Raw genomic sequence first — 22,263 nt, forward strand, 5'->3', positions numbered from 1 at the left:
GCATTCTAAAATTTAGTAGTAAACAAAAAAAGCGAGATGAAATCATCTCGCTTTTAATTAAGTTTTTTATTATTATGGTTGTGCAAAAGATGCTCTAGCACCTCCAGTTGTAAAAATAGCCGATATTCTATTTTTCTGTCCTGTTGAGAACATATACATTGCAGCATCATCCACATAATCCATGTAGTTCATTGTCATTTCTACAGGTGTTCCAGAACAAGTGCTGTAGTGTGGATATGCAGGAACTCCATAGTTTGCAGTATTATGAGTAGGAGTATCTGCAACAAGATCGCTTCCGCATGTTGCATCTCCCCAAATGTGACGTAAGTTCATCCAGTGACCAACTTCATGTGTAGCTGTTCTTCCTAAGTTAAATGGAGCATTTGCTGAACCAGATAAGCCAAAGTATTTAGGATCGATCACTACTCCATCAGTAGATGAAGCACCTCCAGGAAATTGTGCATAACCTAAAATTCCGCCACCAATAACGCATGACCACATGTTTAATTTTGTAGTTGGAGAAGTTGGTGCAATTCCACCCTGAGCAGTTTTTTTCATAGCATCATTTGTTCCCCAAGAAGTTTTAGTTGTAGATTTTCTAATAACCTGATCTAAAACAAAAGTAATTCCAATGTTCGCTTTAACTCCTGAGAATAATGCTGGTACATTATTGTAATCAGAGTTTAATGCATTAAAATCTTTGTTTAAAACATCGATTTGCGATTGAATTTGTGCATTCGAAATGTTTTCTGCAGTAGTTCTGTAAAGAACATTCACTACTACTGGAATTTCAATTTTTCCATTTACTAAACGTCCTGTAAAACCTGAACCTGCATGTGCTGCAGTAAAAGTTTCAATTTCGTTCATTCTGATTGCCAATGATGGATCAGCTTTTAATTGAGCTTCTAAAACTTCTTGTGTTGCACATCCTCTTCTAGAAGCAACACTAGTATCTGCATTAGCAGAATCAGATGATTGGTCATTTTGGCAAGCAAACAGCATTAATGTTGCAAATGTGGTAATAATAACTTTTTTCATAATAATTTGGGTTTTTTGTTATAAAAATGTTGATTAGTTGAATAATGCGACAATTTTATAACAAAATACCTTTCGTGCAAAATATTAGAATAGAAATTTTGTGAGAAATTTTACAACCCCTTACAAACATTGATTCCTACAAAAAATAACTCATAAAAATTATACAGTATTTTCTTTCTTTTGTATTTTTGAAATGCATTTGGTCGTGATTATCTGTTGTTTAACGATAATTTAAATAAACAAATCACTAATAAGTCAGAATATTACTTCAAAGGAAGTTTTTCAGAATTCGATTTTTTTTACAAAGAAGTAATCTCATAAAGTGCAATACTTGCAGCTTGTACAACATTCATGCTGCTGTTTTTGCCAAACATATTGATATGCACAATTTGATGAGAAAGTTTTAGAAGTTCTTCAGATATTCCATTAATCTCGCTTCCAATCAGAAGGGCGATTTTTTTGTCGAAAGGGATCATAACTTCTCTTAGAGGTTTGCTGTTAGAAGTAATTTCTAAAGCAATAATCTCAAAATTATTATCATTCAGATAAGAGTGAAGTTCAGTATAATTTTCAATTATAGAATGAGGCACATGAAGATGTGTGCTTCGTGAAGTTTTATTGATTTTACGAGGCGTCAGCGGAATATCTTTTCCGAAAAATATAATGTTTTCAACTCCAAAAGCTTCAGAAATACGAAACAAAGAACCGATATTTTGCTGAAAGTAAATATGATCGCATACCAAAGTAATGGGAAACGTTTTTCTTTCAAATTGATTTTCTTCGTGAGTCAGCTGCACTTTCTAAGATTTAATTAGTAAAAATATAATTGATAATGTTGGCACCCATTTTAAGCGCTTTATCTCTTACGTTCGCAGGATCATTATGTACTTCTGCATCTTCCCAACCATCACCTAAATCACATTCGTAAGTATAAAGTAAAACTAGTTTATTGTCTATGAAAATTCCAAATGCTTGAGGACGAGTTCCGTCATGTTCGTGAATTTTTGGTAATCCGTTCGGGAAGGGAAATGGCTTCTGAAAAATAGGATGATTTGCAGGAAGCTCAACTAAATTATTGTTTGGAAATATCTTTTTGATTTCTTTTCGAATAAACTGATCCATTCCATAATTATCATCAATATGCAGAAAACCTCCAGCAGTAAGATAATTTCTCAAGTTTGTTACGTCAGCATCACTAAAGACAACATTTCCGTGTCCCGTCATGTGTACAAAAGGATATGAAAATAAATCTGGATTGCTAGGTTCTACAGTTGAAGGTTTGCTTTTGATACGAGTATTAATATTGGCATTGCAAAAATTGATCAAATTTGGTAGCGAAGTCGGATTTGCATACCAATCGCCGCCGCCACTGTATTTAAGCAAAGCAATTTCTTGAGAAAAAGAAGAGATTGAAATCAATAAAAGCAACAGATATATTTTTCTCATAATACTTTAAATAAAACAAATTAATTAGGAACCTCATTAAAAAAAACAATACTATGACAAGCTACAACAGCTGCTGTTTCTGTTCTTAAACGTGTATTTCCTAAAGTTACAGGCTTGTAATTATTTTCTAATGCCAATGCAATTTCTTTTTCAGAAAAATCACCTTCTGGTCCAATTAAGATAGTAACGTCTTCATTTGGTTTTAAAACCTCTTTCAATGATTTTTTATCGGTTTCTTCGCAGTGTGCAATTAATTGGAGACCATTTTGTTTTTGTTTAATGAATTCTTTAAACGAAATAGCTTCATTCAATTTCGGAAGAAACGTTTCGTTGCATTGTTTCATTGCCGATAGGATGATTTTTTCAAAGCGATCACGATTAATTACTTTTCGTTCAGAACGATCACAGAAAATTGGCGTGATTTCCTGAATTCCAATTTCGGTGGCTTTTTCCAAAAACCATTCAAAACGATCATTCATTTTAGTTGGAGCAACAGCCAAATGCAAATGGAATTTTGGTTTTTCTGCATTCGTAATATTAAGAACTTCAACCGTGCATTTATTGTCTGAAGCTAATGTAATTTGGGTTTCAAATAAAAGTCCAAAACCGTTTGTAACATGCAGAATATCTGCATCTTTCTTTCTGAGAACTTTTATAATATGACGGCTTTCTTCTTTGTCAAAAGAAAAGCTTTCGGTTGTCGAGTCTATATTCGGATTAAAAAATAACTGCATGATTAAAATTCGATTCTTGCTTTAGAAACGACAGCAGAAGTTTCAAAACGATTAGATAAGTATTTTTGGTATCCTACAATTCCAATCATTGCAGCATTATCGGTTGTGTATTCAAATTTCGGAATGAATGTTTTCCATCCGTATTTGCTTTCGGTCTCTTTTAGTGTGTTTCTAATTCCTGAATTTGCTGAAACTCCACCGCCAATTGCAATTTGTGTAATTCCCGTTTCTTTTACAGCAAGTTTTATTTTATCCATCAAAATCTCGATAATTGTATGCTGAATGGAAGCGCAAATATCATTTAAGTTTTCTTCAATAAAATTAGGATTCTGCTGTTTATTTTTTTGAATGAAATATAAAATGGCTGTTTTCAGTCCAGAGAAACTAAAATCTAATCCCGGAACTTTCGGTTTTGTAAAAGGAAACGCTTTTGGATTCCCCTCTTTAGCATATTTATCAATCAAAGGCCCGCCAGGATAAGGAAGTCCAAGAATTTTAGCGCTCTTGTCAAATGCCTCACCAACCGCATCGTCTGTCGTTTCTCCGATAATTTCCATATCAAAAAAGCTATTCACTTTTACAATCTGAGTGTGTCCTCCACTAATCGTTAAAGCTAAAAAAGGAAATTCTGGTTTATCGTAACCTTCTTCATCAATAAAATGAGCTAATATATGAGCATGCATATGATTTACAGCAATTAGCGGCACATTTAAGGCTAGTGATAACGATTTGCTAAAAGAAGTTCCGACCAATAAAGAGCCCATTAATCCTGGACCTTGCGTGAATGCGATTGCGCTTAACTGTTCTTTTTGTACATTTGCTTTACGAAGTGCAGCATCTATCACTGGGACAATATTCTGCTGATGCGCGCGTGAGGCCAATTCAGGAACAACACCTCCGTATTGATTATGAATTAATTGATTGGCTACAACATTTGACAATACTTTGTCGTTATGTAAAACCGCGGCAGCAGTATCATCGCATGAACTTTCGATGGCTAGAATAAAAACCTCTGGATTTTGCATATAAAGGCACAAATTTTGAATTATATTTGACAAATCAAATTATTATATTTCTTTGATTTAAGCAGTGCCCCAAAATTAAAGAATTTTTATCAAAAACAGCCGTTCTTTGTCTGTTCAAATAAATTAAAAGAAAACTAAAATTAAAGAAGCTATCAAAAAAGTAAAGAAAATAATATCAAGGACCTTAATTGTGTTGATTTTACTTTTGTTAGCACTTGCTATCATACTATCTCTTCCTGTGGTTCAAACACAGATTGCTAATTATGTTACAAACTCGTTAAACGAAGATTATAAGGTTAATATTAATGTTGAAAAAACAGCAATTAATATTTTTGGTGGAGTAAAATTAAAAAAAGTAACGATTTTAGATCATCATAAAAAAACGATGATTTATTCGGATATCATTACAACGGATATTGCCAGTTTCAGTAGGCTGTTAGACGGAGATTTAATTTTTGGAGATTTGCGTTTGACAGGTTTAATTTTTAATCTGAAAACCTACAAAGGCGAAGATGAAAATAATATCAATAAATTCATTCAAGCTTTTGAAGTTGAAGATACTCCTAAGAAAAAATCAACAAAGCATTTTTTGCTAACAGCTAAAAACGCTTATATCGAAAAAGGAAGATTTTCTGTTGTTGATGAAAATAAAACTACTCCAAAATTTCTGGATTTTACGAAATTGAACGCTTATATCAGCGAGTTTAAATTATACGGGCCAGATGTAAATACAAACATTCACCGATTTTCATTTATGGATCATCGCGGTTTGTATGTTTCTAATTTTGCAGGGAAATTCAGTTATACCAAAAAGCAGATTAAAGTTGAAAATCTGGCTATTAAAACCAAAAGATCTTCAATTTATGGTGTAGCAATTTTAAATTATAAACCATCAGATTTTCTTGATTTTACAGATAAAGTTCGATTCGATGTTTTAATAGATTCTTCTTCTATTGCAACAAACGATATTCGTCATTTTTATGATGGTTTGGGTAAAAATCAGCATTTTAAACTGAAAACCAAATTAGACGGTCCGTTGAATAATATGACGCTTACAAGATTGAGATTAAGCGATACAAACGGATCAAAAATTAACGGAACAATCAATTTTAGAAATCTTTTAGGCAGTAAGGAACAGAAGTTTTCTATGGATGGAAAATTTGATAAACTGCTTTCTAGTTATAATGATCTGGTAATTTTACTTCCTGGGGTTTTAGGAAAAAGGCTTCCTAAAGAAATGAAAAAAATAGGTAAGTTTAATATTGTCGGTAAAGCTAAAGTTTCGACTACAGCATTAGAAACAGATTTTAAAATGGCAACCGATATTGGAAATGGTCAAGTCGATCTTCATATGAATAATATGGATTTTATTGACAGAGCATCTTATTCTGGAAATATTATTTTGACAAATTTTGATGTTGGAACTGTTTTAAGCAGGAAAGATATTGGCAAAACTACATTGAATCTTGATGTTGATGGAGTTGGTTTTACAGAGAAATATTTGAATACGGTTGTTAAAGGAGATATTTCTAAACTGGATTACAATAAATACACCTATAATAATATAGTAGTAAACGGAAATTTTAAGCTTCCTTATTACAAAGGGCAAATTGCGATAAACGATCCAAACTTGAACTTAAGTTTTGATGGTTTGTTGGATTTGAGTAAAAGAGAGAATCGTTATGATTTTCATATCAATGTTGAAAATTCAGATTTAAGAAAACTTAAGTTTGTAAGCGATTCAATCTCACATTTTAAAGGAGATGTAGTAGTTCAGCTGACTGGAAATTCTATTGAAAACCTTCAGGGAGATATATTTATAAATGATGCAGAATATCAAAACCCAAAAGCGACTTATGCTTTTGATCAAGTCAATCTGAATTCTAGTTTTGATGGCGATCGTTTGAGAACCATTACAATCAGTTCAAATGACGTTGTGGATGGAAAAATTGTGGGTAAATTTAGATTCGACCAATTAGATAAATTGGTTATGAATTCTGTAGGTAGCTTATATACTAATTACAAACCTTATAAAGTTAGAAAAGGACAGTTTTTACGCTTTAATTTTCGTGTTTATGATAAAGTGGTTGAAATGCTTTATCCAGAAATAAATATTGATTCATCTACGGTTGTACGAGGAAAAATAGATTCTGATTTGCAAGAATTTAAATTCCGTTTTAGATCTAAAAAAATTACCGCCGCCAAAAATACATTTGATAACATCCGTATTAATATTGACAATAAAAATCCGCTTTACAATGCGTATGTCGAATTAGATAGCATTAAGACGCCTTATTATAAAATACGTGATTTTAATTTGATTAATGTTACTGCAAATGATACTCTTTATGTGCGTTCGGAGTTTAAAGGAGGAAATGAGGGAGAAGATTACTTTAATCTAGATTTGTATCATACAATTGACAAGAGTAAAAATAATATTGTCGGAATTAAGAAATCTGAAATGAAGTTTAAAGACTATATATGGTATTTAAACGAAGATGCTGAAAAAGACAATCAGATTATTATTGACCAATATTTTAAAAACTTCACGTTCGATAATATCGTTTTATCTCATGAAAATCAGAAAATTGATTTAAATGGAGTTATAAAAGGTACCGATTATAAAGATTTGGAGCTGACTTTTGAAGATGTTGATATAAATAAAATCACACCTGTAAATTCCAAATTTGTATTTGATGGTAATCTGAATGGAAATGTCAATTATAAGCAGAATAAGAATGTTTATCAGCCCACGGCGTCTATAAAAATTGATCATCTGGTCATGAATAAGACAGAATTGGGTACGCTTAATTTTGATATCTCTGGAGATGAAAGCTTCAAAAAATTTACGGTTAATTCGTCGATTCAAAATGGCTTTACCGAATCGTTTAGAGCAAACGGAACTTTCGCGGTAGAGAATAAAGAAACTATCATGGATATGAGTCTGAAACTTGAAGGTTTTAATCTCGCTACATTGGGCACTATAGGTGGCGATGTCTTGTCGAACGTTCGAGGTTCTGTTTCTGGAAATGCTGCTGTTATCGGGAATTTAAAAAAACCAGAAATAAATGGGCGTCTATATGTAGAAAAAGCTGGAATGACAATTCCATATCTAAATACAGATTACGAACTTAGTGATCGAACGGTAATTGATTTAACCAATGAAAAATTCTTGTTTAGAAATAATCAGTTAACCGATACTAAATATGGCACAAAAGGTTTGCTGAACGGGAGTATAGAGCATAATAATTTTGGCGATTGGAAATTAGATTTAAATATTACTTCTAAACGACTAGTTGCGCTTGATACAAAAGATAGTGATGATGCCGCTTATTTTGGAACAGCGTTTATAAATGGTACTGCCAGTATAAAAGGTCCTGTAGAGAGTCTTTTTATTAAGGTAGATGCAAAATCTGAAAAAGGTACAGAAGTTAAGATTCCAATTAATAATGCGCAAAGTGTTGGAGAAAGCAATTGGATTCATTTTGTAACGCCAAAAGAAAAGTATAATCTCGAGAACGGAATTGTTGAAAAAACAAGAGACTATAACGGACTTGAGCTGGAATTTGATTTTGATATTACGCCAGATGCAGAAGTAGAAGTTATTCTTGATCGAAATTCTGGACATGGTATGAAAGGAAAAGGATATGGATCTCTTTTGTTTAAAATTAATACATTAGGTAAGTTTAATATGTGGGGAGATTTCCAGGCATATGAAGGTACCTACAATTTTAAATACGGCGGACTTATCGACAAAAAGTTTACGGTTAAAAAAGGTGGTTCTATTATTTGGGAAGGAAACCCAATGCGTGCTCAGCTGAATTTGGAAGCGGTTTATAAAACGCAAGCCAATCCAGCAGTGCTTTTAGATAATACTTCGTCATTCAATAAAAAAGTGCCGGTAGAGGTTGTTATTGGATTGAGAGGAGATTTGGCGAGTCCAGAACCTAACTTCGATATTCAGTTTCCATCGGTTAGTAATGTTTTAAAATCGGAGATACAATATAAACTTGACGATAAAGATATTCGTCAGACACAAGCGCTTTACTTATTATCAACAGGTTCGTTTATGAGTACCGACGGATTCAGTCAGGGAGATTTTTCTGGAACATTAACAGAAACTGCTTCGAGTTTATTAGGAGGAATTATTAAATCGGATAATGATAAAGTAAATATAGACTTAAATTATATTGCAGCAGATAGAAGAACAGGGCAGGAGGTTGATGGTCAGTTTGTGGCTAATATATCTTCTCAGGTTAATGAACGAATTACTATCAATGGTAAATTGGGAGTTCCTGTTGGTGGTGTAAACGAATCTGCGATTGTTGGAGATATCGAGATATTGTATCGTGTAAATGAAGACGGAACAATGAACCTTCGTTTGTTCAATAAAGAAAACGATATTAATTATATAGGACAAGGAATTGGTTATACACAAGGAGTAGGTATTTCTTATGAAGTAGATTTTGATACCTTTAGCGAGCTTGTAAATAAGCTGTTTAAAAATCATAAAATAGAAAAAGCAGTAAAAGGTTCTTCTCATGACGATGTTCAAGACTCATATCTTCCTGAGTACATGAGTTTTTCAAACAAGAAAGATTCAGAAAAAAACAAGAAAAAAGCGAAAGAAGACGAGGAGAAACGAAAAAAAGAAGAAGAAAAGAAGAAAAAAGACCAGAAACAAACCGATCCGACTAATAATCAAGGGTTAATTCCAGACAACGATTATTAACACTTTGTTAAAAATACACTTTTATAAAACCATTATTCTCATAATGGTTTTTTTTGTGCTAAATTTAAGCACTCTAATAAAATTTTCCATGTGAGCGGGAAATTCTGATTTTTATAACACTTCATCAGGGTATTGTTAATTTTGACGATTTAATTAAAAAAATACTGTTTTATTATTTTTAATGAAATTTTTTCCTAGAAAAAACTTATTAACGAAAACGTTTGAATTTAACAGATTTTATTAATTTATGATAATCGTAACCCGAAAAGTGCTGAATGTTTGCTAATTTTACACTTTAATACTTAAATAATGCCAAAAACAATAAAAAAAGTAGGTGTTCTTACCTCAGGAGGAGATTCACCTGGAATGAATGCTGCAATACGATCAGTTGTTCGAACTTGCGCATACCATAATATAGAATGCATCGGAATTTATAGAGGGTATCAAGGAATGATTGAAGGAGACTTCAAAGACATGGGACCACGAAGCGTAAATAATATTGTAAACAAAGGTGGAACGATCTTAAAATCGGCTCGTTCAGTTGAGTTTAGAACCCCTGAAGGTAGAAAGAAAGCACACGAAAACTTAGTAAAGGCTGGTGTAGATGCTTTGGTTGTTATTGGTGGTGATGGTAGTTTTACTGGAGGATTAATTTTTAATTCAGAATTTGGTTTTCCGGTAATGGGAATTCCTGGTACAATCGATAATGATATATATGGTACAAGTTTTACTTTAGGGTATGACACAGCTTTAAATACCGTTGTAGACTGTATAGATAAAATTCGAGATACAGCAAGTTCTCATAACCGTCTTTTCTTTGTAGAAGTTATGGGTAGAGATGCTGGTCACATTGCTCTTAACGCTGGTATTGGTGCGGGAGCAGAAGAAATCCTTATTCCTGAAGAAGATTTAGGTTTAGATCGTCTTTTAGATTCACTTCAAAAAAGTAAAGCGTCAGGAAAATCATCTAGTATTGTTGTTATTGCTGAGGGAGATAAAATTGGTAAAAACGTATTTGAATTAAAAGATTACGTTGAAGCTAATTTGCCTGAATACGATGTGCGTGTTTCTGTATTAGGACACATGCAACGTGGTGGTTCTCCATCTTGTTTTGATCGCGTTTTAGCAAGCCGTTTAGGAGTTAAAGCTGTTGAGTCTTTAATTGAAGGAAAATCGAACTACATGGTTGGACTTCGTGAAGATAAAGTGATTCTAACGCCACTTGAGCAGGCTATCAAAGGTAAATCAGAAATTGATAGAGAATTATTAAGAGTGTCAGACATCATGTCGACATAACCAATATAAAGTTTAAAAAAGAAAGAGAAGTTTATTGTGAGGAAATTAGACTTTGAATTAGTGTAATAAAAACAAAAGCAAAAAATTTAGTAAAATGTCAAAAGTAAAATTAGGAATAAACGGATTTGGACGTATCGGAAGAATCGTTTTTAGAGAATCTTTCAATAGAGATAATGTAGAAGTTGTTGCAATCAACGACTTGTTAGACGTAGATCACTTAGCTTATTTATTAAAATATGATTCAGTTCACGGTCGTTTCAACGGAACTGTAGAAGTTAAAGAAGGGAAACTTTATGTAAACGGAAGAAACATCCGTATCACTGCAGAAAGAAATCCAGCTGACTTAAAATGGAATGAAGTAGATGTAGATGTAGTAGCTGAATGTACTGGTATCTTCACAACTATCGAAACTGCAAGTGAGCATTTAAAAGGTGGTGCTAAGAAAGTAATCATTTCTGCTCCTTCTGCTGATGCTCCAATGTTTGTAATGGGAGTTAACCACGAAACTGCAAAAGCTTCTGATTTAGTTGTTTCTAACGCTTCTTGTACTACAAACTGTTTAGCTCCATTGGCTAAAGTTATTCACGATAATTTCGAAATCGTTGAAGGTTTAATGACTACTGTTCACGCAACTACTTCAACTCAAATGACAGCTGACGGACCTTCTAGAAAAGACTGGAGAGGTGGACGTGCTGCTGCTATCAATATTATTCCTTCTTCAACAGGTGCTGCTAAAGCGGTTGGAAAAGTTATTCCATCTTTGAATGGAAAATTAACTGGAATGTCTTTCCGTGTTCCTACTGCTGACGTTTCTGTAGTAGATTTAACTGTAAAAGTAGCAAAAGAAACTACTTACGAAGAAATCTTAGCTGTATTGAAAAAAGCTTCAGAAAACGAAATGAAAGGTATCTTAGGATATACTGAAGATGCAGTTGTGTCTCAAGATTTTATCTCAGATAAAAGAACTTCAATCGTTGATGCTGGTGCAGGAATCGGATTAAACTCTACTTTCTTTAAATTGGTATCTTGGTATGACAATGAGTACGGATACTCAAGCAAATTAATTGATTTATCTGTACATATTGCAGGTTTAAAATAATAATATATATTTTTGCAAAATCCCGTTACTTTACAATAACGGGATTTTCTTATTTTGTTACCTCTATAATTAATGTAAAAAATACACTTTTAAATTAAAAATAGAAAAACCTAATTCCAAAAACTAAACAAATGAAATTAATAGTTGACAGTGGATCTACTAAAGCCGATTGGATTGCGATAGATGATAATGGAAAAGTATTATTCACAACACAAACTTTAGGATTAAATCCTGAAATTCTAGACGAGCCAGAAATCATAGAAAGATTAAATGACCGTTTCGATATTTTACAAAACAAAAAAAACGCTACACATTTATTCTTTTACGGTGCCGGTTGTGGTACAGACAGAATGAAAGAGTGGTTAAAAAGAATCTTTCAAGAATATTTTTCTAACGCGATTGTAGACGTTCAAGAAGATACTTATGCTGCTGTTTATGCAACAACTCCAAAAGGAGAAGAAGCGATTGTTTCTATTTTAGGAACGGGTTCTAATTGCAGTTATTTTGATGGAAAAGTATTGCATCAAAAAGTACAATCATTAGGGTATATCGTTATGGATGATTGTAGTGGTAATGTTTTTGGGAAAGAATTAATTAGAAAATACTATTTTAATAAAATGCCAAAAGAATTAGCGGTTGAGCTTGAAAAAGAGTACGACGTTGATCCAGATTTTATTAAAAACAAATTATATAAAGAACCAAACCCGAATGCTTATTTAGCTACTTATGCTAAATTCTTAATTAAGCATAAAGACACAGAGTTCTGTAGAAAAATTATCTTCAAAGGAATGAAGTCGTTCGTTAAGAATTACATCAAACAATTTGATAACTGCAAAGAAGTTCCAGTACATTTTGTTGGTTCTATTGCATTTTATTTGAAAGATGAATTACAAGAAACATTTAACAAATATGAACTTCAATTAGGGAATGTTTTAAGAAGACCTATTGATGGATTAATTGCTTACCATGTCGCTAATCAATAGTTCTGGTTTTATGGAAATTGCCATTATTGCTCATGATGGAAAAAAAGCTGATTTAATTGATTTTTTAATCAAAAATGAAGCTGTTTTACACAATGAAAAAATAAGGCTTATTGGTACTGGTACTACGGGAGGAAAAGCAGAAGCTGCTGGATTTAAAACTCAGAGAATGCTCTCTGGACCTCTTGGAGGCGATGCACAAATTGCAGGAAGAGTTGCGGAAGGAATTACACAAATGGTTTTCTTTTTTAAAGATCCTTTGTCAAGTCATCCGCACGAAGCTGATATTAATATGCTAATTCGTGTTTGCGATGTGCATAATGTGCCGCTGGCAACTAATGAAGCAACGGCACAATTATTATTAGATGCTATTGCACAGCAATTATAGAAATTTCTACATTAACATTTTTTGGCAAACATGCCACTTGAACCGTTTCACGAGCTGGAGCGGTTTTTTCGTTAAAATAAGAACCGTAAACGGTATTTATTGCTCCAAAGTTATTCATGTCCATAATGAAAATAGTTGACTTTACAACGTTCTCAAAAGTCATGTCTGCAGCTTCAAGAATAGCAGCGATGTTTTTCATAACTTGATTGGTTTCGTCATTGATATTGTCTGTAACCAATTCTCCTGACTCAGGATTGATTGCAATTTGTCCAGAAGCATAAAGTGTGTTTCCAGATAATACGGCTTGATTATACGGTCCGATTGGAGCCGGAGCTTTCTCGGTAAAAATGATTTTTTTCATAATGAAATTTATTTTGATTCGAAAGTAGTTTATCTATTTGAAACGCTTCGTTTGTTCCATTTGATATCGCTAAGCATGCCAGATTTAATTCCGATAAAGAAGTTCCAGTTAGAATTTGTTCCCAATGGCTGCCAGTTAAACGCCATTCTCCAGCTTAACAAATCTCTTTCAAAACGGAATTGTGTAAAGGTAACCCCTTTTTGTACGAAATCATAACCTGTAGAAACCCCTGCTTTCCATTTAGGAGTAAGGTCGGTATTGATAGAAATCATGATAGAGTTTCCAGAAATAGTGTTTTCTCGTTTTACGTTTGAATATGTTAGCGAGTAGGCAAGTGTCATATCCCACGGAACTTTAGAATTGAAGAATTCCGTAATTACATCATCTTTTTCAGGTTCATTGGCAAACTGGCTATTACGGCTGTCATTTAAGTCTGTATTCGTTCCAAACAAGTCATCGCTTCGTCCACCGTTTCGTTGGCTCTGAGTATTCTTTTCTTTTTCTTTTCCAGTTCCTTTGTTTGAGAATGAATAGTTTACTGTTACGTTTGCACTTGTCATTCTAAATAAGCTTCCGCCATTGTCAATGTTGAATTTATCAATTTTGTTACCTCCATTATCAATCGCATAAGGATCTAATGTTGCACCAAAATTCATATTCATTTTATTGTCAAAAAACTGAGTTCCACCACTGACTAACACAGGTTGCCATCCGAAAGTTGATTTCCCATCAGCATTGAAATTGTAACTTGTGCTAAAGTTTAAGTTGTTTAACAGCATGATCTTTTTAGGCTCTGTTTTTGTGCTGTCTCGATCTCTTACTTTAGCTTCAAAAGTATTACTCAAGGCAAAACCAACAATGTTTGAGTTATCTTTTCCTGGTGCTCCGTATAATCCGTTTTCAAATCTTGTATACTCAGAGGTAATTCTTCCTGAAGCATCGACTGCGTATGTGTCGTAGTATTTTTCAAAACTTGGAGTATAGGCGTAGGTAATACTCGGACGCATTACGTGTCTAATAGACTGGATTCTTTTATCGTCACCAAAATTAAAGGTTCCGTAAATCGTAGTACCTAAATTGGTGCTGAAGTTGTAAGTTCTAAAAGAATCAAAACCATTTACATTTTTGTTAACTGTTTGCGCAGAACTAGGGTCGTAAACTTTTTGAATGGTTTTATTGACCCATGTTTCCTGATAAGTTGTAGATGCTCCTGCACTAAAATATTTGAAAATTTTGAAGTTAGTGCTCAACGGAATTGTATGCTGCATTCCTAATTGGGCGTCATCAAACATCTGTGGCTTGAAAAACAAAGAATCTTTTGTTTTAAAATAGTTTTTACCGCTTACATTATACTGTAAGTTGATATTTTTGATTAATCCTTTCTTTACGCCATTTTTTCCAACAAAAGGATATACACGATCAATACTTCCTTGTAAAGACGGAAGTGTCATGATAATATCTTCTGTTTGCGTATTCTGGCTATGAGTTGCAGATAATGATATACGCGAACCAGGAATAGTGTTAAATGTTTTGTTGTATGAAATAGACGAACTTAATGTGTTATTTAAGTTAGAGCCAATGTTTGCTTGGTTGATGGATTGTTTAAAATACTTACTACTACCCATGTTGACAGAAGCGGAGAAAGTAGAATTTGGATTTGATTTGGTGTCTTTAGAGTGTGACCACTGAATATTGTAAATATTTTGTTTTGAATAATCAGGATAACCACGTTCACTATTAATTAAATTCTCGAAACGAATGTTTACATTTCCTCTATACTTATATCGTTTGGCATACGCCGATTCGAATCGCATGGCATAACTTCCATTGGTGTAATAATCTCCAAGTACAGTCAAATCGTAATTATCGCTTAGTGCGAAGTAATAACCTCCATTTTGCAATGAAAATCCACGTGTGTTAGAATCGTTATAACTTGGAATAATAATACCAGAAACGCTTTTTTCTTTACTTAACGGAAAAAAACCATAAGGCAGTGCAAGCGGAGTAGGGACATCAGCAATTACCATTTGGGTTAAACCAGCAACAATTTTTTTACCAGGAACAAATTTAATTCTGCTGGTCTGAAAGTAGTATTCAGGGTTGTCGATATCTTGAGCAGTTGTAATACGGGCTCCTTTTAAAAAGTATACAGAGTCGTTTTCTTTTTTAGTGACAGAAGCTTTAATGTTTAACTCGCCTTGTTTTGTTCTCGAATTATAAATTAATGCTTTTTTTGTTTTAAAATTAAAACGGATAGAATCGGGTTGTACCTCACTTGCTCCCTGTTTGAAGTTAGGATATTGAGTTAAAACCCCTGCAGAATCCTTAATTCTTCCTGCATAAACTTCATCTTTTTCATAATTAAGAACAATTATACCCGATTTTAATTCTACATCTTTATAGTATAATTCAGCCTCGTTATATAAAGTGATCAGCTTTTTTTTCTGGTCAATTTTAGCATAATCTTTGGCTACATATCTTACTTTTCCGTCCAAAAAAGTCTTTTTGGGTTTAACTGTATCAAGTTTTATGGTGTCTGTAATCGCAGTATTTTCTTTATCTGTTTGTTTTACAGCAGGTAAAGGTTTTTTTTTGTTTTTTATTTCTTGCGAATATAAATTACCACAACCTATAGTTAGGAAAAATGATATTAAAACGATATTAAATAAGTTTGTATGCAAAGGTTTAAATGCTATTTTTGTAAAATTATGGCTTGTTTTTTGACATGTCAAACTTACATATAATTTTTTGGCAAAAATAATCAATTCTAAAAATTATAACAGCTGCATTTTATTAAAATTAACTTTTAGATTTATGAATAGAATTAACAAATTTAAAGTAATATTTACTTTATTTCTAATAATATCGTCATTTTGTGCTCATAGTCAGTCAAATGTGTTTAAGGTTACGCTAGACGCGGGACATGGAGATCACGACTTTGGGGCTGTTTATAGCGGACGAATTGAAAAAAATATTGCTTTAGCTATTGTTTTGAAAGTGGGAAAGATTTTAGAACTTAATCCTAATGTTAATGTAATATATACTCGTAAAACAGATGTTTTTATAGATTTGGTTGAAAGAGCTAATATTGCTAACAGAGCAAATTCGAATATTTTTGTTTCTATTCACTGTAATGCCAATAAAAATACTGCTGCCGACGGAACTGAAACTTATGTAATGGGTTTAAGTAAAGTAGCATCAAACCTTGAAGCGGCGAAAAAAGAGAACTCGGTAATTACATTAGAGAAAGATTACAAACGTAAATATGAAGGTTATGATCCTAATTCTCCGGAGTCTATGATTGGTATGACTTTGATGCAGGAAGAATATTTAGATAATAGTATTACGCTTGCAACTAAAATCGAGGAGAATTTTGAGAAATTAGGTAAGAAACTTCGTCACGGAGGAGTAAAGCAAGCTCCTTTTATGGTACTTCATAAAGCTTATATGCCAAGAGTTTTGGTTGAAACAGGATTTGTTTCTAATCCGACAGAAGGAAATATTCTGAATTCTGAAGAAGGTCAAGATGATATTGCAAAAGCAATTGCAGAAGCAATTTTAAGTTATAAACGTGAATACTTTGGGACAGGAGCGGAAGCTGCTGAGAGTCGGCCCGTAAGAGATACCACTCCTGCAAAACCAAAAACAACTGCACCAGTTGCAGTAGCGAAGAATGCTCCAAAAGGAACATTTTTTAAGGTGCAACTTATTGCAAGTATCAAAAAAACACCTTTAGAGGCTAAAAACTTTAAAGGTTTGAAAAATGTAACGATGGTATACGAAAATAATATTTATAAATATTTCTACGAAGAAACTTCAAGTTACGAAACAGCTCAAAAATATCTGCAAGAAGCTAAAAGTAAAGGATATGGCGCTGCGTTTTTAGTAGCAACTAAAGATGGAGAAAAAATCAGTATTCAGGACGCGATTAAATAATAAGCACAAGTTCGAATATTTATATTAATTTTGTACAAACACTTAGAATTTTGAAACTAACAAGAGAAATTAAAACGGCTATTTTAGTCATCGTATCTATTTTATTATTTATCTGGGGATATAGTTTTTTAAAAGGTAGAGATCTTTTTACTAATTATACAGTATTATACGCTGAGTATGATAATGTTGAGGATCTGTCTCCGTCAGCACCAGTAACATTAAATGGACTTGCAATTGGTAAAGTAAATAAAATTACAATTGATGAAGTAACTGGTAAATTACTAGTAGAACTTCAGCTTAAAACAGATTTTCCAATTTCTAAAAGTAGTACAGCGGCAATTTATTCTCCGAGTTTAATTGGAGGAAAACAAATTAAAATTGTTCCAAATTTTGCTGACAAAGAGTTGGCACAAGACGGACAGAAATTAGTATCTACTGTTGAATTGGGATTGACAGAATCATTGGGAGGAAAAATTGAACCAATTCAGCAAAAGCTTGATAAAATGCTTTTGAATATTGATAATCTGGTTACAGGATTAAATAATACTTTAGATAAAAATACTCAAGAAAATCTGAAGAAAACAATTGCTGAGCTAAGCCAGACTATGACTCAATTTCATAAAGCTTCTGGAAGTCTTAATAATATCTTGGATACTAATAAAGGACAGATTAATGGAATGGTTACAAATTTCAATAAAATGTCTGGTAATTTCAATAAAATTTCAGATTCATTAAACAAAGCAGATTTAGGTAAAACGGTTCGTAACTTGAATCAAACTCTAGCTAAAGTTGATGTTTTAATGAGCAACTTGAATTCAGGAAAAGGTACAGCAGGAAAAATACTTAACGATGAGGCTTTGTATAATAACCTGACTAAAACTTCAAAAGAACTTGAATTGTTATTACAGGATCTTCGTCTTTATCCAACTCGTTACGTAAATGTTTCTCTTTTTGGAAAGAAAAACAAACCATATGTAGCACCAACAGAAGAAACAAACTCAACTGATAAAAAATAATTGTAAATGAGTTATTTAGATAATATTTTATTCGCGGTACTTCTTATAGTAGGTTTCGGTTTTTTTGCAGCGAGCGTAAAAAAAATCATCCGAAATATTAATTTAGGAGTCGATGTAGATCGAAAAGATAATCCTAAAGCTCGTTGGAAAAACATGGCATTGATTGCTCTTGGGCAGTCAAAAATGGTGAGACGCCCTGTTGCAGGAATCCTTCATATTTTTGTATATGTAGGTTTCGTAATAATTAATATCGAATTACTCGAAATCATCATAGACGGGTTATTTGGAACTCATAGAGTTTTTGCGCCTCATTTAGGTGTAGTTTATGATGTTCTAATTGCTTCATTTGAAATATTGGCAATACTTGTAATTATTGCTGTAGTTACTTTCTGGATCAGAAGAAATGTAATTCGTTTAAAACGTTTTATAAATTCTGATTTGAATGGATTTCCAAAAAGTGATGCCAATTACATTCTGTATTTTGAAACAGTTTTAATGATTCTGTTTTTATTAATGAATGCTTCAGATTTGCATTTGCAGAATGTTCCAGGAGGATATTCTCATTTTCATAAAGCAGGAAGTTATCCAATAAGTCAATTTATAGCGCCAATTTTTAATGGTACGTCTAACGAAGCAGTTGGATTACTATTTGAAGTTTTCTGGTGGCTACATATTGTGGGTATTTTAGTTTTTATGAACTATTTATACTTTTCAAAACACTTGCACATTCTTTTGGCTTTCCCAAATACATATTTTGCAAACTTAAAACCAGAAGGACAATTTGATAATTTAGCTTCTGTTACAAAAGAGGTGAAATTAATGATGGATCCAAATGCTGATCCGTTTGCGGCAGCTCCGGTTGATGAAAACGCGGCTCCGAGTAAATTTGGTGCAAGCGATGTTCAGGATTTAAACTGGGTTCAGTTATTAAATGCTTATACATGTACAGAATGCGGACGTTGTACTTCGTCTTGTCCAGCAAATCAAACGGGTAAAAAATTGTCTCCACGTAAAATTATGATGGATACAAGAGATCGTTTAACAGAAGTTGGAAAAAATATCGATGCCAATAAAGGTGTGTTTGTTCCAGATAATAAATCACTTCTAAACGATTATATTACTCCAGAAGAATTATGGGCTTGTACCTCTTGTAATGCTTGCGTTGAAGAATGCCCTGTAAATATTAGTCCGTTATCTATTATTATGGATATGCGTCGTTACTTGGTTATGGAACAAAGTGCTGCTCCAATGTCATTAAACGCAATGATGACTAACATTGAAAATAACGGTGCACCATGGCAATATAGCCAGCAAGACCGTTTAAATTGGAAAAACGAGAATTAAGATTTATTGTTTAATCGGTTAGTTGTTTAACCGTTTGATCGATTTTAAAATAATATTTCGGTTTTTTATAGAATTGTCATGCTGCTTTTAGCAATTAAACAATTTCACGATTAACCGATTAAACAAAAGTGAGAGAAATGTCAGAAAATTTAGTAGTACCAACAATGGCAGAAATGCTTGCCGAAGGAAAACAGCCAGAAGTTTTGTTTTGGGTAGGTTGCGCAGGAAGTTTTGATGATAGAGCAAAAAAAATTACTAAAGCGTTTGTGCGAATTTTAAATCGCACCAATGTTTCTTTTGCGGTTTTAGGTACAGAAGAGAGTTGTACTGGTGATCCTGCAAAGAGAGCTGGAAATGAGTTTTTATTTCAAATGCAGGCCATGATGAATATCGAGGTTTTGAATGCTTATGAAGCTAAAAAAATCGTTACGGCTTGTCCGCACTGTTTTAATACTTTAAAAAATGAATATCCTGAGTTGGGAGGAAATTACGAAGTTATTCATCATACAGAATTTTTGAAATCATTAATTGATGATGGAAGATTAACTGTTGAAGGTGGACAATTTAAAGGAAAGAAAATCACTTTCCACGATCCTTGTTATTTAGGAAGAGCAAATAAAGTCTACGAAGCGCCAAGAGATTTAATTCAGAAATTAGACGTTGAATTAGTAGAAATGAAACGTTCTAAAGCAAATGGATTATGTTGTGGAGCAGGTGGGGCGCAAATGTTTAAAGATGCTGAGCCTGGAAACAAAGAAGTAAATGTTCTTCGTACAGAAGATGCATTAGAAGTAAAACCAGATATCATTGCAGCGGGATGTCCATTCTGCAATACGATGTTGACGGACGGAATTAAACATCAAGAAAAAGAAGGACAGGTTAAAGTTCTGGATATCGCTGAATTAATTGCGAATGCACAGGATTTGTAATCTGAGGTTCTAAGATGCTAAGGTTCTAAGATTGAATCTTAAAAATCTAAAATTACCAATCTAAAATCTAAAATTAAAAATGTATATACCTTTTGAAAATTTACCAGGTGAATCTAGAGTCTGGATTTACCAGTCGAACAGAAAATTTTCTGAGGAAGAGTTTTCTGAAATAGAAACTGATTTAAAAGCTTTTGTAGAGCAATGGGCTGCACATGGCACAAGTTTGGAAGCTTCATTTTTATTGAAGTACAATCGATTTATAATACTAGCAGTAAATCAAGAAGTGCAAGCGGCTACAGGATGTTCTATAGATAGTTCGGTTGAGTTTATTCAAAGTTTAGAGAAAAAGTACAACGTTGATTTGCTTGATAAAATGAATGTTACTTTTAAACTAGGAGAACATATTGCACATAAACCATTAATTGATTTCAAGAAAATGGTAAAAGATAAGTCAGTTTCTGAGAATACAATTGTTTTCAATAATTTGGTAAACAATATAGAAGAATTCAACGAATCTTGGGAAGTTCCTGCTGCTGACAGTTGGCACAGTAGATTTTTCTAAGAAGAAATAATTAAAATATTTAAACGGCATGAAATAATAGATTTTGTGCCTTTTTTTATGGTTTCAAGTTTCAAGTTTAAAACTTGGCAGGTTAGTTTGAAGTATTAGAAGTTTCTGAAAATATTTATTAACTGGAATTAATCTAATTTTGTCAAAAATCTAACAATTTAAACGGTTAATTAAACGCTATTTTTGAGTATTTTCGTAGAATTAAATTTAATCCATGAAAATAGCAATCGTCTGTTATCCTACTTTTGGAGGTAGTGGTGTAGTAGCCACAGAGTTAGGTCTCGAATTAGCCAGAAGAGGACACGAAATACATTTTATCACATATAGTCAGCCAGTTAGATTGGCACTTTTGAATCCGAATGTTCATTATCACGAAGTAAACGTTCCGGAATATCCTTTGTTTCATTATCAGCCTTATGAATTAGCGTTATCGAGCAAATTGGTCGATATGGTGAAATTGTACAAAATAGAGCTTCTGCATGTGCATTATGCCATTCCTCATGCTTATGCAGGTTACATGGCAAAACAAATGCTGAAAAATGAAGGTATTAATCTTCCGATGATTACTACGCTTCACGGAACTGATATTACGCTTGTAGGAAATCACCCGTTTTATAAACCTGCGGTGACTTTCAGTATCAATAAATCAGATTATGTGACTTCAGTTTCTCAGAGTTTAAAAGATGATACTTTGAAATTATTCAAAATCAAGAATAAAATTAAAGTGATTCCAAACTTTATTGAACTGGACAAAGTAAAGAAAGATCCAAATGCGCCTTGTCATCGTTATGTAATGGCAAATGAGAATGAGCGTATTATTACCCATATCAGTAACTTTAGAAAAGTAAAACGTATTCCAGATATCATTAAGATTTTTTATAACGTTCAAAAAGAAATTCCAGCTAAATTAATGATGGTTGGAGACGGACCAGAAAAAGAAAAAGCTGAATTGTTATGTCAAGAATTAGGAATTTTAGATAAAGTGATTTTCTTTGGAAATAGTCATGAGATTGATAAAATCTTATGTATGACCGATTTATTTTTGCTTCCTTCAGAAACTGAAAGTTTTGGTTTGGCGGCATTGGAAGCGATGGCGTGTGGTGTTCCAGTTATTTCGAGTAATTCTGGCGGATTGCCTGAAGTTAATTTTGATGGTTTTTCTGGATACTTAAGCAATGTTGGAAATGTTGAAGAAATGGCGCAAAATGCTTTAAAAATTTTAAAAGACGACGCAGTTTTAAGTCAGTTTAAGGCAAATGCATTAGAAGTGGCGAGAAAATTTGATATTAAAAACATATTGCCTAAATATGAAGCTTTATATCAGAAAGCAGTTGATGATTATAAGTTGGAAAAGCACTAATTTAAAAG

Annotated in this window: 18 protein-coding genes; 11 read left to right on the top strand and 7 right to left on the bottom strand. The window is 33.0% G+C overall.

The genetic code is table 11. From position 1 onward, the window contains the following. Positions 1–72 precede the first annotated feature (72 nt). The 5 genes from JI750_RS15585 to tsaD form a co-directional block, all read right to left on the bottom strand. Entirely contained in the window at positions 73–1,038 is a 966-nt protein-coding gene (locus tag JI750_RS15585) for a zinc metalloprotease (protein ID WP_202003932.1), read from the bottom strand. 299 nt (positions 1,039–1,337) lie between these two features. Further along, positions 1,338–1,835, bottom strand: coding sequence for a TrmH family RNA methyltransferase (locus tag JI750_RS15590; protein WP_202003935.1), 498 nt, complete (start codon positions 1,833–1,835; stop codon positions 1,338–1,340). A 10-nt stretch (positions 1,836–1,845) separates the two neighbouring features. Next, the gene (locus JI750_RS15595) at positions 1,846–2,484 is read right to left on the bottom strand and encodes a DUF4159 domain-containing protein (RefSeq protein ID WP_202003939.1); all 639 of its coding nucleotides are present in this window, start codon (positions 2,482–2,484) and stop codon (positions 1,846–1,848) included. 20 nt (positions 2,485–2,504) lie between these two features. Further along, entirely contained in the window at positions 2,505–3,218 is a 714-nt protein-coding gene (locus tag JI750_RS15600; protein ID WP_202003941.1) for a 16S rRNA (uracil(1498)-N(3))-methyltransferase, read from the bottom strand. 2 nt (positions 3,219–3,220) lie between these two features. Further along, on the bottom strand, positions 3,221–4,243 hold the full coding sequence (tsaD, locus tag JI750_RS15605) for a tRNA (adenosine(37)-N6)-threonylcarbamoyltransferase complex transferase subunit TsaD (RefSeq protein WP_129745714.1): 1,023 nt from the start codon (positions 4,241–4,243) through the stop codon (positions 3,221–3,223). A gap of 193 nt (positions 4,244–4,436) precedes the next feature. On the opposite strand from tsaD, the gene JI750_RS15610 reads away from it, so the two are divergent. From JI750_RS15610 to JI750_RS15630, 5 genes are all read left to right on the top strand, one after another. Next, positions 4,437–8,975, top strand: a complete 4,539-nt coding sequence (locus tag JI750_RS15610; RefSeq protein ID WP_202005206.1) for a translocation/assembly module TamB domain-containing protein — start codon at positions 4,437–4,439, stop codon at positions 8,973–8,975. Positions 8,976–9,284: 309 nt separating this feature from the next. Then, on the top strand, positions 9,285–10,271 hold the full coding sequence (gene pfkA / locus JI750_RS15615; protein ID WP_202003945.1) for a 6-phosphofructokinase: 987 nt from the start codon (positions 9,285–9,287) through the stop codon (positions 10,269–10,271). 94 nt (positions 10,272–10,365) lie between these two features. Continuing rightward, on the top strand, positions 10,366–11,370 hold the full coding sequence (gene gap, locus JI750_RS15620) for a type I glyceraldehyde-3-phosphate dehydrogenase (RefSeq protein ID WP_012026555.1): 1,005 nt from the start codon (positions 10,366–10,368) through the stop codon (positions 11,368–11,370). A 131-nt stretch (positions 11,371–11,501) separates the two neighbouring features. Further along, positions 11,502–12,353, top strand: coding sequence for an N-acetylglucosamine kinase (locus JI750_RS15625; RefSeq protein WP_095930500.1), 852 nt, complete (start codon positions 11,502–11,504; stop codon positions 12,351–12,353). A gap of 10 nt (positions 12,354–12,363) precedes the next feature. After that, positions 12,364–12,738 carry a methylglyoxal synthase gene (locus JI750_RS15630; RefSeq protein WP_044048067.1) on the top strand — a complete coding sequence of 125 codons (375 nt, stop codon included), beginning with the start codon at positions 12,364–12,366 and terminating at the stop codon, positions 12,736–12,738. Here the strand turns inward: JI750_RS15630 and JI750_RS15635 are convergent. Continuing rightward, positions 12,719–13,099, bottom strand: a complete 381-nt coding sequence (locus JI750_RS15635) for a RidA family protein (RefSeq protein ID WP_202003948.1) — start codon at positions 13,097–13,099, stop codon at positions 12,719–12,721. The two genes, JI750_RS15630 and JI750_RS15635, sit on opposite strands and share 20 nt — an antisense overlap. Before the next feature lie 29 nt (positions 13,100–13,128). After that, positions 13,129–15,831, bottom strand: a complete 2,703-nt coding sequence (locus JI750_RS15640; protein WP_202003951.1) for a putative LPS assembly protein LptD — start codon at positions 15,829–15,831, stop codon at positions 13,129–13,131. A gap of 82 nt (positions 15,832–15,913) precedes the next feature. On the opposite strand from JI750_RS15640, the gene JI750_RS15645 reads away from it, so the two are divergent. The 6 genes from JI750_RS15645 to bshA all read left to right on the top strand — a co-directional run bounded on the left by JI750_RS15645 (position 15,914) and on the right by bshA (position 22,255). Next, on the top strand, positions 15,914–17,035 hold the full coding sequence (locus tag JI750_RS15645) for an N-acetylmuramoyl-L-alanine amidase family protein (protein WP_202003954.1): 1,122 nt from the start codon (positions 15,914–15,916) through the stop codon (positions 17,033–17,035). 50 nt (positions 17,036–17,085) lie between these two features. After that, on the top strand, positions 17,086–18,051 hold the full coding sequence (locus JI750_RS15650; protein ID WP_202003957.1) for an MlaD family protein: 966 nt from the start codon (positions 17,086–17,088) through the stop codon (positions 18,049–18,051). Between the two features lie 6 nt (positions 18,052–18,057). Further along, on the top strand, positions 18,058–19,395 hold the full coding sequence (locus JI750_RS15655) for a 4Fe-4S dicluster domain-containing protein (RefSeq protein WP_202003960.1): 1,338 nt from the start codon (positions 18,058–18,060) through the stop codon (positions 19,393–19,395). A 137-nt stretch (positions 19,396–19,532) separates the two neighbouring features. Beyond that, the gene (locus JI750_RS15660) at positions 19,533–20,324 is read left to right on the top strand and encodes a (Fe-S)-binding protein (RefSeq protein ID WP_095930505.1); all 792 of its coding nucleotides are present in this window, start codon (positions 19,533–19,535) and stop codon (positions 20,322–20,324) included. Positions 20,325–20,403: 79 nt separating this feature from the next. After that, positions 20,404–20,886, top strand: a complete 483-nt coding sequence (locus JI750_RS15665) for a hypothetical protein (protein ID WP_026730146.1) — start codon at positions 20,404–20,406, stop codon at positions 20,884–20,886. Between the two features lie 223 nt (positions 20,887–21,109). Further along, positions 21,110–22,255, top strand: coding sequence for an N-acetyl-alpha-D-glucosaminyl L-malate synthase BshA (gene bshA, locus JI750_RS15670; RefSeq protein WP_202003963.1), 1,146 nt, complete (start codon positions 21,110–21,112; stop codon positions 22,253–22,255). Positions 22,256–22,263: the final 8 nt, after the last annotated feature.

This window comes from Flavobacterium tagetis (genome assembly GCF_016735615.1).
Taxonomy (GTDB): Bacteria; Bacteroidota; Bacteroidia; order Flavobacteriales; family Flavobacteriaceae; genus Flavobacterium; species Flavobacterium tagetis.